Genomic DNA, 11949 nt, shown 5'->3' with positions numbered 1-11949 from the left:
GCTGATGAACCTGCGCAAGCGAGTCGTACTGATCGTCTACATCGCGTTTCTGATGGTGCCGATCTACTGGCTGATCAACATGTCGTTCAAGAGCAACACCGAGATTCTCGGTGGGCTGACGCTCTGGCCGCAGGCGTTCACGCTGGAAAACTACCGGGTGATCTTCACCGACCGAAGCTGGTACAGCGGCTATATCAACTCTCTGTATTACGTGTGCCTGAACACGATCATTTCGCTGGCCGTCGCGCTGCCCGCCGCCTATGCCTTTTCTCGGTTTCGGTTTCTCGGTGACAAGCACCTGTTCTTCTGGCTGCTGACCAATCGGATGGCGCCACCGGCCGTCTTCTTGTTGCCTTTCTTTCAGCTTTACTCATCGATCGGACTGTTCGATACGCATATCGCCGTGGCGCTCGCGCATTGCCTGTTCAATGTGCCATTGGCGGTGTGGATTCTTGAGGGGTTCATGTCCGGTGTACCCAAGGAAATCGATGAAACGGCTTACATCGACGGCTACAGCTTTCCGAAATTCTTCGTGAAGCTCTTCATTCCGCTGATTGGCTCAGGCATCGGCGTCACGGCTTTCTTCTGCTTCATGTTTTCCTGGGTGGAGCTGCTGCTGGCGCGCACGCTGACTTCGGTTGACGCCAAGCCGATCGTTTCGGTGATGACGCGAACCGTTTCGGCATCGGGGATCGACTGGGGCGTTCTGGCGGCTGCCGGCGTGCTGACGATTCTGCCCGGCATGCTGGTGATCTGGTTTGTTCGCAATCATGTCGCCAAGGGCTTTGCCCTTGGCCGGGTATAGGAGACCTCAGATGAACTGGATGGCCTGGACCACCCCTACAGCAGCCTTCTTTGCTGTGATCGGCTTGATGCTGGCGTGTATGAGCGCATGGGAACTGCGGCGACCCTGTCTGCCGCGTAAAGGCTTTCTGCCCATCGTCACCACGCGCGGCGATCGACTGTTTATAGGACTTCTGGGCAGCGCCTATTGGCATCTTCTGCTGATCGGCCTGACCGACTGGAGCATCTGGATAGCGTCCGCGCTGTCTCTCGTCTGGTTGTTTGCAGTGATGCGCTGGGGCTGAGCCTTCGGGTTCATCCCTCCGAAAAACCCAAAGGAGGTGTGTATGTTCGAGAATAAAAACAACACCCGACATAGCATGGCGCTCGCGGCCCTGCTGACGTTGTCCGGCATTTCAGCATCGGCTTGGGCCGATGCCTATGAGGATGCGGCGAAAAAATGGATCGAATCCGAATTCAATCCATCGACCCTGTCGCCCGAGCAGCAGATGGAAGAGCTGCGCTGGTTCATCAAAGCGGCCGAGCCGTTCCGCGGCATGGAAATCAACGTCGCATCGGAGACCATCACCACGCACGAATACGAGTCCAAGACCTTGGCCCGTGCATTCAGTGAAATCACAGGCATCAAGCTGCGGCACGACCTGATGCAGGAGGGCGATGTCGTCGAGAAGCTGCAGACACAGATGCAGTCTGGCAAAAATATCTACGACGGCTACATCAACGACTCGGACCTGATCGGCACGCACTTCCGTTATGGCAAGGCCGTGGCTATCAGCGACATGATCGAGGGTGAGGCCAAGGACTACACACTCCCGACACTCGACTTGGACGACTTCATTGGTATCTCGTTCACCACCGGTCCCGACGGCAAGATCTACCAATTGCCGGTCCAGCAGTTCGCCAACCTCTACTGGTTTCGTGCTGACTGGTTCGAGCGGCCTGAACTGAAAAAGCAGTTCAAAGAGCGCTACGGGTACGAGCTTGGTGTGCCAGTGAACTGGTCCGCCTATGAAGACATCGCTGAATTCTTCAGCAAACACGTCAAGGAGATCGACGGGCAGCGGGTCTACGGCCATATGGACTACGGCAAGAAGGATCCGTCGCTTGGCTGGCGCTTCACCGATGCCTGGTTCTCCATGGCGGGTGCCGGCGACAAAGGGCTTCCAAACGGTTTGCCCGTAGACGAATGGGGCATCCGCGTTGAGGATTGCCACCCGGTCGGCTCGAGCGTTGCGCGCGGCGGTGCCACCAATGGCCCTGCGGCGGTTTATGCAACGCAGAAATATGTCGATTGGATGCGTGAATACGCACCGCGCGAAGCTCAGGGCATGACCTTTTCCGAGTCGGGACCGGTTCCGGCACAGGGCAACATCGCCCAGCAGATCTTCTGGTACACCGCCTTTACAGCTGACATGACCAAGCCGGGTCTGCCGGTGGTGAACGAAGACGGCACGCCGAAGTGGCGGATGGCGCCGTCGCCAAAAGGGCCGTATTGGGAGGAGGGCATGAAGCTCGGCTATCAGGATGCGGGCTCCTGGACCTTCCTGAACTCGACTCCGGAGCAGCGACGTCTGGCTGCCTGGCTCTACGCGCAATTCACCGTGGCCAAAACCGTGTCGTTGAAAAAGACCTTGGTAGGGCTGACGCCGATCCGTGAGTCCGACATCAATTCAGACGCCATGACCGAGGCCGCGCCAAAACTGGGCGGTCTGGTTGAGTTCTATCGCAGCCCGGCACGCGTTCAGTGGACACCGACCGGAACCAATGTGCCGGACTATCCACGTCTCGCGCAGCTCTGGTGGCAGTACATCGCCGAAGCGGCCAGTGGCGACAAGACGCCTCAGGAAGCGCTGGACGGACTTGCCGAAGCGCAGGACACCATGATGGCGCGACTGGAACGCGCCAAGGTGCAACCGAAGTGTGGGCCAAAGCTGAACGAACCACGTGACCCGGAATACTGGCTAAGCCAGCCAGGGTCGCCCAAACCCAAACTGGACAATGAAAAACCACAAGGGCAGACAGTCAGCTACGACGAGCTGATCAAGTCGTGGGAGCAGGCGCGGTAGTCGCGATCCATGGGAAAAAAAACGGCACCCGAGGGTGCCGTTTTGCTCTAGACGCGCTTTATGTGGAGGCGTTGAAGGCTTCAGTCATGCAGGTGTTCAGCGGCATGCAGCGTGTTTTCCAACAGGCACGCACGGGTCATCGGGCCCACTCCGCCAGGAACCGGGGTAATCCAGCCGGCACGTTGTACAGCCACATCGAACTCGACATCACCCACCAGCTTGCCGTCGGCTTGGCGATTGATTCCCACATCAATCACGATGGCCCCTTCCTTGATCCATTCACCTTTGACAAGACCCGTGATGCCGGTCGCGACCACAATCAGATCGGCGCGCTTGACGTGGTCAGCCAGGTCATTGGTGAAGCGATGCGTGACGGTTGTTGTGCAGCCTGCCAGCAATAATTCCAGCGCCATGGGCCTGCCGACGATGTTGGACGCACCTACCACCACCGCGTTGAGGCCATGTAGGTCAACGCCAGTGCTCTCGAGTAGGGTCATGATCCCTTTGGGTGTGCAGGGGCGTAGCAAAGGCATCCGCTGGGCGAGACGGCCGATGTTATAGGGGTGGAATCCATCCACATCCTTGTCCGGACGAATGCGTTCGAGCAGTTGCGATGCATCCAGATGCTTAGGCAACGGAAGCTGCACGAGAATGCCATCGATCGAATGGTCATCATTAAGCTGATCGATCAAACCCAGGAGTTCATCCTGGCTGGTCGAAGCGGGAAGATCATGAGCGGTGGACTTGAATCCTACCTCCTCGCAATCCTTGCGCTTGTGCGCCACATAGACCTGAGAGGCCGGGTCCGTGCCCACGAGAATCACTGCCAGGCCAGGTACTCGTAAACCTTGCTTGGAGCGCTCGGCAACCCGGCCGGCAATATGCTGGCGGACATTGGCAGCGATCTGTTTACCGTCGATCAGTTTTGCGGTCATGACGCGTGATTAACCATCGAGAAGGACTGAAAAAGGACGCGCATTCTCGCACGGCGGCACCGTTCGGCAAAGGCGACCCGGTGGGGGATTCCCGTAACTCCTTTACCAGGCTGAATTTTTTTTGGTTTAGCTGTTGACGAGGTGAAGTCAGGCCATTAAGATTCGCCCCGCTTGTCGAGCACAGCTTGCTGCTGGGTAAGGCGGCTTTTGAAGGTCAGTCCTTCACTGGTCGTAGCTTGAAGTCTGCGCTCAGCCGAATGCAGATATAAAGCGCCCGTAGCTCAGTTGGATAGAGCATCCGCCTTCTAAGCGGATGGTCGCAGGTTCGAGTCCTGCCGGGTGCGCCATTTTGGGCTCTGGCACAAGCAAGGTAATATGGTGGGCGTAGCTCAGTTGGTAGAGCACAGGATTGTGGCTCCTGCGGTCGTGGGTTCGAACCCCATCGTCCACCCCATATTCCGGAACGCCAGGCACTGCCTGGCGTTTTCGTTTAGAAGTTTGCGGACGTGGTGAAATTGGTAGACACACCAGATTTAGGTTCTGGCGCCGCAAGGTGTGAGAGTTCGAGTCTCTCCGTCCGCACCATCACATGATTTCAAGGCCTCTCACGAGGACTCGGAAATCCCTGAAAGCCCCGTAATAGGGGCTTTTTTGTGCCTGTTGATTATCAGCTTCTTTTAGTAACTACCGTGCCAGCGCGGATCAGGGTGTACTAAAATGTGTCCCAAACGAATGTGACCGGAGGTTTTTGGACACATGGCGCTTTCAGACACCGCTGTGAGACAGGCAAAGCCGGTGCGCAAGGACTATACGGTCAGCGACAGCAACGGGCTGGCGTTACTCGTGCACCGCAACGGTAGCAAGTACTGGACATTTCGCTACACCCACCTAGGCAGAAAGCGAAAGATGTCGTTAGGCGTTTATCCCGAGGTCTCTCTCAAGCGTGCGAGGGAGAAGCGGGATGAGTGCCGAGTCCGACTTGCCGACGGTTTGGACCCCTCCGAATCAGCATTGGACACCGAGGTGTACAAAAAGCCTTTTCGCGAGGTCGCTGACGATTGGGACGCCTTCCGAACCCCTCGTCTTACGCAGGGCCGCAAGGGTTCGGCAGCACAAGCACGACGTTATCTGGACAAGGACATCCTTCCGCTGATCGGGGATATCCCTATCGCAGAGGTGCGAAGGTCCGACATTCTCAGAGTAATCCGCGCAGTAGAAGAACGTGGGGCTCTGAATGTCGCAGAAAAGGTACGCACCTGGCTGCATCAGATATTCCGGTACGCGATGGTTCACGAATACGTTGAGCTCAATCCTGCTACGGATTTGGACATCGTTGCGGCTGAGCAGCCCCCGGTTAAGCACAATCCCTGGCTCCAGCTCGATGAGCTAGGCGAATTTGTCCGGACGCTTAGGACCTACCATGGTTCGCTGCTGGTCCGGTTGGCGGTGGAGCTGATGTTGCTCACTGGGGTGCGGACCGCGGAGATCCGTCACGCACGTCATGAGCAGTTCGACCTCAACAGCCGGGTCTGGTCGATCCCTGCAGGCTCGGTCAAACAGTTGCGCAAACGGGTGAAGGCAGAGGGTGCCGACGTACCGGATTATCTTGTTCCTCTATCGTCTCAGGCGGTCGAGGTGGTCAAAGCTATTCAGGTGTTCACTCGGCAGTACGACCTGCTTCTTCCGGGCCGTAACGATCCGAGCAAGGTGCTAAGCGAAAATACGCTGAATACCGCCATCAGGCGCATGGGATATGGAGAAAAGCTCACGGGCCATGGAATTCGCGGCACGCTGTCTACCGCTCTGTATGAAATGGGCTATCCGAGTCCATGGATTGAAGCGCAACTGTCTCATGCCGACGACAACAAAGTGCGCGGCGCCTACAACCATGCACTGTATGTCGATCAACGCCGGGACATGATGCAGCGATGGGCCGACTACCTTGACCATCTAGCCGCTACGACGACGCCTTTCGACTCTCGATCCATTCCTCGACATCGGCCATAGGCCAACGCGAGCAGCGGGCTGAAAGCTTGATTGGGCGCGGGAAGTCCAACTCGCCCATCCAGCGATACAACGTTGGGACGCTGACGCCGACTGTCCGGGACAGCGTTTTGACATCCACCATGCGGTTTGTGGTGAGAACTGGCTGAAATTCGGTACGGTTCATGAAATGTCCTCTTAGCAGGGCGCGCGACATGCACGAATGCATGCTGATCGACTCGTTCACCTGCAGAAACCGGCTTGGGAGACCGTGGGCGTAGTATGGCGATCATCCAGACCCAAACGGCGCCTGTTTGGCGGAGCGCGGGCTGGCAGGTGCCAACTCTATGGGCGAGCGGGACCATGAGAGTCGAGACAGAAGGCCAAACTGAAGGTTACGCAAGACGTACCGTGGGGCTTTGGAATGGTTGCCTGGTTACAATAAAGCTGTCATTGTAAAGACCATTGTCATTACAGGTCTATCATCATGGCTTCTATAAATATCCGTATCGATGATGAACTGAAAGCCCGGGCCTACCATGAACTTGAAAAGCTCGGCATTACCCCTTCTGAGCTGATGCGACAAACTCTGCAGTATGTGGCCGAGCGCGGACAGCTACCATTTCGACCTGTGTTGATGACCGAGGAAGACGAAGCGATGATCGCCACTGTTCGTGAGCGTCTTGCGGGTCCACAGCGCGTGAAGGTTGCGCTGGATGACCTATAGCCTCGAGTTCGATGCGCGAGCACTGAAAGAATGGCAAAAGCTTGGCGACACCGTCCGCCAGCAGCTCAAGAAAAAGCTTGCAGAAGTATTGCTGAATCCGCGAATTGAGGCTAATCGGCTCCGCTCGCTGCCGGACTGCTACAAGATCAAATTACGAAGCAGCGGCTACCGCTTGGTGTATCAGGTGCTTGACCAAGAGGTGGTGGTGTTTGTGATTGCGGTTGATCGCCGTGAACGCGAACAGGCATATAGCAAGGCAGCTGGGCGTCTCAAATAACAGCGGGGATGTCTGGCCCCCGACACTCGATTCAAATTGCTTCCGGTGAAGGCAATCGCTCCTTCGCTACTTGACGGCTCCCTCAGTTAGGGGCGGGTCCGCCGGTTCACGAAATGTCGGCAGAAACGGATGCAACACCAGATCGCGATTGATGATCACGCGAAGCGGCAGGCCGGGACGTTGCGTGAGTGTTGGCTTGATGTCCAGGTTGCGCCGCGTCATCTCCTGACCAACCTGATTTACCGTGTCCTGAAGTCCATCGCGTCCGGCAATGATGATCCGGCCACTATCGATACCGTTCGAAGGGGCCGCCAGTTCGGCGCCGATGCCCAGCATGCTACTCATGGCGGCGCCTGCGACGATGCGGTCCCAATGCCAGTCGACGCCATCTTCCAAGCCTGAATACCCGGCGGCATCGGTACCAACCAGGTTATCCAGTTGAATGGAGGATGTGTCCGGGAATATCACGCGTTGCCAAACCACCTGCACGCGCCGCTGCCCGTAGTTGACCTGGCTGTTGTAGCGACCCAGCAGGCGCGAGCCTTGTGGTATCAAGAGGTGATCGCCCGTTGCGCTGTCATACACCGGCTCGGTCACGGTGGCGATTACCTCGCCCGGCAGGTCCGACTTGATTCCGGTCACCAACGCGGCCGCGATAATAGTGCCTGCCATCAGTTGGTAGGGTGACGCGGGCAGTTGCACAAATCCAGAATTCCGCTTCTGCACATCGGAAGAATTACTGGTAAGCGGCTCGTTCAGACCCGGCCGGCTCGCTAATGTAGCGCCGGCTTTGGTTGTCGCCGGATGCACGCCGCGATCCAAGTCTTTATCGGCGAGGCCCGAACGCCGGCCACCCGGGGCATTCGATTTCCCGACTCCAAAGAAAATGGGTGAACGAACCGCGTCTTCGGCTTCCCTGAGCATTGCCAGGCGCATCTCCTCAGTGTGGTTGTCAGCTTCAGTTCCATCACCGGAGACAAGGGCCTGGTCCTGCACCTTGACTATGGCCGCGCCGACGTCGCCTGGAAGCGGAGGTCCCAGCTGTGGCACTGGCGAAGGCGTTGGTTCAAGCTGGGTGTAATCGGCCGGCAGCCTTTGCAGTCCTTCGGAGCGGGGAATACGCTCGACATTAAAGAGTTCATCCTTCGCCGCGATCTTAGCTCGATGCTGGGGCTGCAACGACCACACGAGAGCCCCCAGCACGACAGCGGCGAGTCCGCCGACGATCGCGGCTAGTGTCCGTGAGTTCAGACGGGTGACGCGTGGTGGTCTGGCGCGCAGCTCCAGTGTCTCCGGAGCCACCTTCGGCAGCACGGCTTGGGCATCGCTCTGTGGGGAGTCGTCATTGCTCACCATGCCGGTGCCTTCCGTGCCAGCCCATCGGTGCGCTCGATCCTGACTACATCACCCTTATCCGCGCCGAGCCGCAGCTCGGCTGCACCAAACAACCGATCCACAATGTAGTAGGGCGAGCGAAACCGGTAGTTCACCAATTGGCCGTCTCCTTGCGGGCCGATCACGAAGAGCGGAGGCAACTCTCCCTGTGCGATGCCTTGGGGAAACTGGATGTACACCTTGCGCCCGTCGTCGAACGCTCGCAGTGGCCTCCACGGCGGGTTGCTACCGCCGACCACATACCGGAAGCGCAGCTGCGCGAGCGACAGGCCAACGTCGACCGGCGAAGCAGAACGCGCCGCAGCGGCTCGACGCGTTAGCGAGCGCATGCGGTCGTCCGGGTAATCCCAGGACACCGACGCCATCCAGGTTTTTTCAGTCGAGGTCAGCTCGACGAGATAGCTTCGCCGTGTGGTCGTTACGAGCAGGTTCGTCTCCAGTCCGGTGCGGGTCGGCTTGATGAGCACGCTGACTCTCGCGGCGTCGTCACTGCCACTGGTGGTGTCGCCGACGATCCAGCGCACCGTATCCCCGGCAGCAACCGTGACCAGTTCCTCGCCCGGCTGCAGGTTGATTGCCGTTATTCGACCCGGGCTGGTGTAGACCTGATACAGAGCGCCGTCCGAGTAAGGCCAGACCTGGATGGCGTTGACGTAGCCGTCACGAGTCGGTGCAACACGGGCATCACGGTTCGCTTGTGTAACGCTCTCTCTTGCATTGACAGGCTTGTGCGCCGGATTGGAAGTTGGCAGTGGCTTAAGTTGTGCCGGCAGCGCCAGCGGTTGTGGGATCGTGACAACCTTGAAGGGCTCGGGCGGGTTCGGCAGCTCTCTAGCCCGAACGGGTTCGTCCAGCGTAACGACCGGAGCCGGTGCACTTCGGTTGGTACAGCCAGCCAGCATGGCGAGTAGGAGTGGGTATAGGTAGAGGCGGGTTGCATTGTTCATGGCGGCTTGGCTCATTGCGTGGTGTTCAGTTCTCGGCTCCAGGACAGGCCGTCGATGTAGATGCCGAGCGGATTGCTCCGAAGCTTCTCTTCGGTACGGGGTGCTTGAAGAACGATCGAGAGCACGGCCGTCCAGCGCTCGACGCCAGACGGCGCGCCGTTGACGTAGCGACGCTCATCCCATCGAACCTGGAACGAGCGGTCGCTGGCGCGTACCACGCTGGTGACCTCGACCGTCACCGACTCCTTGCCAACCCTGGTGAAGGGATCGTTGCGGCGGGCGTACTCATTGAGCGTGGCGGCGCCCCGGTCGGTCGTGAACTGGTAGGCCTGTAGCCAGTTCTGCCGCACCACCACCGGATCGATGGGCAAGGCACGCACCAGGCCGATGAAGCGCGCCAGATGGTGGGCAATCTGCGCATCACCGGGATGATAGGGGCTGGCGGCTTCGCCCACGGCGCGAACCTGCCCCTGGCTGTCGACCTCTACCACGTAGGGCGTAACCATCGACTGCGCCGAGCGCCAGACCAGTCCCGCCGTCATCATCAGTGACAGGCCCAGGCAACCGAACGCCATTAGGCGCCAGTTTCTGGCCTGGACGCGGCAGGACCCCAGTCGTTCATCCCAGAGCTGGCCGGCAGCCTGGTAGGGTGTGGCAGGGGCCGGTGTTTCCGAATAGCGAACCCTGGCGCGTCTGAAACGCATGCCTATCTCCTTTAAGCGTCGGATGGATCGTTGAGCCGTGGCCCGGGCGAGGAACCGCTGGCGTCACCGCCGCGAAGCGTATGGGCGACCGTCGAAGCCGCCTGGGTGAGTCGCTGTCGGCGTTGCAGTTGCCTGGCCCAGGCCGGCTGGGTGGAAGCGGTCATTGCCGAGGCGGGCATTTGGGTAGCGTTCCCAGCGGCCATGCCCACGGTAGCCGCCGTGCTCGATGCGCCACTAGCCAGCGTCGTGGAGGCCAGGGCGGTACCCCGCGACGCCAAGCGCGCCCCGGCCATGGCAGCTCCACCGACCCCCGTGGCCATGGCGGCTGCACCGGCTGCCATGCCGGCCGCACCCAGCGCCGTTCCGGCCGCGGCGCCGGCGCCCAGTTGAGGCGAGCCCGAGACTAGTCCTGAGGCGATACCGGGGCCGAAAATGCCCAGCCCGAGCATCGCCAGCGCCGCCAGCATCGTGGCCAGCGCGTGGTCGATCGAAGGTTCTTCCGGTGCGGCGAGAAATTCTCCGAACAGGCCGCTGCCGATGCCCACGATGACAGCGAGCACCAGGATCTTTATGCCGGAGGACACCACGTTGCCGAGCACCTTTTCGGCAAGAAAAGCGGTTCTGTTCCAGAGCGCAAAAGGCACCAGAACGAAGCCGGCCAGGGTGGTGAGCTTGAATTCGATGAGGGTGACGAAGAGCTGGATTGACAGGATGAAGAAGCTCACCAGCACCACCAGCCAGGCCAGGAACAGCACGACGATGCTGTCCAGGTTGCTCACCGTCTTGGTGAGGCCGGTCAGGCTGCCAATATGATCAAGCAAAGGGCGTCCGGCCTCGATGCCGATGGCTGCGAGCCGCCCCGGCTGGAGGAACTGCTCGTGTGTAAGCGCTGATCCAGAAGCCAGCAGGCCAAGTCCGGCAAAGGAGTTGAAGATGATTTCGGCCAACCAATTGAAGTTGCCGATGATGAAGGCAAAAGCACCGACATAGAGCGTCTTCCGTAGCAGCTTGCCGATGACGTCGTCGCCGGCGGTTGCCCAGAGCAGACCCGCCAGGGTCATGTCGATGACCACGAGCGTGGCTGAGAGAAAGGCGATCTCGGTGCCCAGCAGCCCGAAGCCTGAATCGATGTACAGCGAGAACACCTCCAGGAAGCGATCGATCACGCCGACGTCGTTCATTGCTGCGGCTCCTCGAAGCTTGCCGGTATCGCAGGCAGGTCTTCTAGCGTGAGGAATTCGCCCGGCAGCGCCTGTCCTTCGAAAAACCGCTGCTGGGGGGACGCCAGGTGGGGATGCGCTGCGGGTTTCGGTTCAGTCACGCGCCGGTCGCAGGCGCCCAGCAGCGCGATCATGGCCACGACGATTCCCTTAAGCCGCAGGCGTTTCATGGCCCGAACATCCTGACCGGACGGGGCGTATAGGGCGTTCCCCCGCCCATGAAGCGTCGCCGCTGTTCCCGTGCCTCCTGCTCGTCGGCAACCTGGCGGGCTTGGTCAAGGGCCATTGCGCGATTCTGAGTGAGTGCCATTTGTTGGGCCTGGATCGCCTGCTTGGCCTGTAGCGCCAGAAGCTGGTTGGTGGCCTGGCTGGCTTGCAGCGAGCCCACGGCCGACTGGCTCTGGGCAACCAGGTCGGTGAGTATCGTCTGGTCCACGTCCAGGTTTTGCGCCACTTGGCCCTGCACGCGAAGCGCGGTGTGCAGCCCTTGGCGCTGCTGGTTCCAGCGCTCGAGCCGCTGTTGCGCCAGCTGCGTTGCGGTGATGGTCTGGACGTACTGCTCCGGATACAGACGAGCGAACTCCTGGTCGAGGCGCGTCACCTCATAGGCGAGTCCCTGGGCTTGGGCGAGCAGTTGCTCGCTGCGCGCGATAGACAGCCTCAGCCGGTCGACGACGTTGAAGTCGAGTGAAGCCAGGTGTTGAGCCTGGTTCAGTAGCATCCGCGTCTCGTTCTGCAGCTGGCTGAGCTGGTTATTGGTCATCTCCAGCGTGCGCAGTGCCGTCAGGGTGTTCTGGATCAGATTGGTCGGGTCGATCACTGTCATCGCCTCGACGCGGCCGAGCAGCGTCAGGCCAAGCGCGAACAGTGAGGATGTCATGAATGTGCGGG

Annotated in this window: 14 protein-coding genes and 3 tRNA genes; 9 read left to right on the top strand and 8 right to left on the bottom strand. The window is 59.6% G+C overall.

What is annotated here, in order from left to right:
• The first annotated feature begins 4 nt into the window (after positions 1-4).
• The 3 genes from ALTERO38_RS10365 to ALTERO38_RS10355 are packed head-to-tail and all read left to right on the top strand — an operon-like array spanning position 5 to position 2870.
• A complete protein-coding gene (locus tag ALTERO38_RS10365; RefSeq protein WP_159969680.1) occupies positions 5-805 on the top strand; it encodes a carbohydrate ABC transporter permease in 801 nt (266 codons plus the stop codon).
• 10 nt (positions 806-815) lie between these two features.
• Positions 816-1088 (top strand): DUF2160 domain-containing protein, encoded by a 273-nt coding sequence (locus tag ALTERO38_RS10360; RefSeq protein WP_159968336.1) that lies wholly within the window; start codon positions 816-818, stop codon positions 1086-1088.
• 42 nt (positions 1089-1130) lie between these two features.
• Positions 1131-2870, top strand: a complete 1740-nt coding sequence (locus tag ALTERO38_RS10355; protein ID WP_159968335.1) for an ABC transporter substrate-binding protein — start codon at positions 1131-1133, stop codon at positions 2868-2870.
• 80 nt (positions 2871-2950) lie between these two features.
• Here ALTERO38_RS10355 and folD read toward each other — a convergent pair whose 3' ends face one another.
• The gene (gene folD / locus ALTERO38_RS10350; protein ID WP_159968334.1) at positions 2951-3805 is read right to left on the bottom strand and encodes a bifunctional methylenetetrahydrofolate dehydrogenase/methenyltetrahydrofolate cyclohydrolase FolD; all 855 of its coding nucleotides are present in this window, start codon (positions 3803-3805) and stop codon (positions 2951-2953) included.
• A 270-nt stretch (positions 3806-4075) separates the two neighbouring features.
• On the opposite strand from folD, the gene ALTERO38_RS10345 reads away from it, so the two are divergent.
• The 4 genes from ALTERO38_RS10345 to ALTERO38_RS10330 all read left to right on the top strand — a co-directional run bounded on the left by ALTERO38_RS10345 (position 4076) and on the right by ALTERO38_RS10330 (position 5812).
• A tRNA-Arg gene (locus ALTERO38_RS10345) sits at positions 4076-4152 on the top strand.
• Between the two features lie 31 nt (positions 4153-4183).
• Positions 4184-4259, top strand: a tRNA-His gene (locus ALTERO38_RS10340).
• A 46-nt stretch (positions 4260-4305) separates the two neighbouring features.
• Positions 4306-4390: transfer RNA gene (locus tag ALTERO38_RS10335), tRNA-Leu, on the top strand.
• Between the two features lie 171 nt (positions 4391-4561).
• Positions 4562-5812, top strand: a complete 1251-nt coding sequence (locus ALTERO38_RS10330) for an integrase arm-type DNA-binding domain-containing protein (RefSeq protein WP_159968333.1) — start codon at positions 4562-4564, stop codon at positions 5810-5812.
• On the opposite strand, the gene ALTERO38_RS21790 is transcribed toward ALTERO38_RS10330, so the two are convergent.
• Positions 5763-5870 (bottom strand): helix-turn-helix transcriptional regulator, encoded by a 108-nt coding sequence (locus tag ALTERO38_RS21790; protein ID WP_372239413.1) that lies wholly within the window; start codon positions 5868-5870, stop codon positions 5763-5765. The genes ALTERO38_RS10330 and ALTERO38_RS21790 overlap by 50 nt on opposite strands.
• Before the next feature lie 405 nt (positions 5871-6275).
• Here ALTERO38_RS21790 and ALTERO38_RS10320 point away from each other — a divergent pair, with 405 nt between their 5' ends.
• Positions 6276-6515, top strand: coding sequence for a type II toxin-antitoxin system RelB/DinJ family antitoxin (locus ALTERO38_RS10320; protein WP_159968331.1), 240 nt, complete (start codon positions 6276-6278; stop codon positions 6513-6515).
• A complete protein-coding gene (locus ALTERO38_RS10315) occupies positions 6505-6792 on the top strand; it encodes a type II toxin-antitoxin system RelE/ParE family toxin (RefSeq protein WP_159968330.1) in 288 nt (95 codons plus the stop codon). The genes ALTERO38_RS10320 and ALTERO38_RS10315 overlap by 11 nt, the downstream gene beginning before the upstream one ends.
• 66 nt (positions 6793-6858) lie before the next feature.
• Here ALTERO38_RS10315 and ALTERO38_RS10310 read toward each other — a convergent pair whose 3' ends face one another.
• The 6 genes from ALTERO38_RS10310 to trbJ are packed head-to-tail and all read right to left on the bottom strand — an operon-like array spanning position 6859 to position 11938.
• A complete protein-coding gene (locus ALTERO38_RS10310; protein WP_159968329.1) occupies positions 6859-8148 on the bottom strand; it encodes a TrbI/VirB10 family protein in 1290 nt (429 codons plus the stop codon).
• Entirely contained in the window at positions 8142-9134 is a 993-nt protein-coding gene (trbG, locus tag ALTERO38_RS10305; RefSeq protein WP_159968328.1) for a P-type conjugative transfer protein TrbG, read from the bottom strand. The genes ALTERO38_RS10310 and trbG overlap by 7 nt, the downstream gene beginning before the upstream one ends.
• A gap of 11 nt (positions 9135-9145) precedes the next feature.
• Positions 9146-9838: a conjugal transfer protein TrbF gene (gene trbF / locus ALTERO38_RS10300; protein WP_159968327.1), complete on the bottom strand. Its 693-nt coding sequence runs from the start codon at positions 9836-9838 to the stop codon at positions 9146-9148.
• Between the two features lie 11 nt (positions 9839-9849).
• Positions 9850-11019: a P-type conjugative transfer protein TrbL gene (trbL, locus tag ALTERO38_RS10295; RefSeq protein ID WP_159968326.1), complete on the bottom strand. Its 1170-nt coding sequence runs from the start codon at positions 11017-11019 to the stop codon at positions 9850-9852.
• Positions 11016-11228 (bottom strand): hypothetical protein, encoded by a 213-nt coding sequence (locus ALTERO38_RS10290; RefSeq protein ID WP_159968325.1) that lies wholly within the window; start codon positions 11226-11228, stop codon positions 11016-11018. Before ALTERO38_RS10290 ends, trbL begins: the two co-directional genes overlap by 4 nt.
• The gene (trbJ, locus tag ALTERO38_RS10285; RefSeq protein ID WP_256663877.1) at positions 11225-11938 is read right to left on the bottom strand and encodes a P-type conjugative transfer protein TrbJ; all 714 of its coding nucleotides are present in this window, start codon (positions 11936-11938) and stop codon (positions 11225-11227) included. Before trbJ ends, ALTERO38_RS10290 begins: the two co-directional genes overlap by 4 nt.
• Positions 11939-11949 lie beyond the last annotated feature (11 nt).

The sequence above is a fragment of the Pseudomonas sp. 9Ag genome (assembly GCF_902506445.1).
Lineage (GTDB): Bacteria > Pseudomonadota > Gammaproteobacteria > Pseudomonadales > Pseudomonadaceae > Stutzerimonas > Stutzerimonas stutzeri_AB.
Note: the sequence above shows the minus strand (reverse complement) of the source record. Positions and strands in the feature narration are given on the sequence as shown.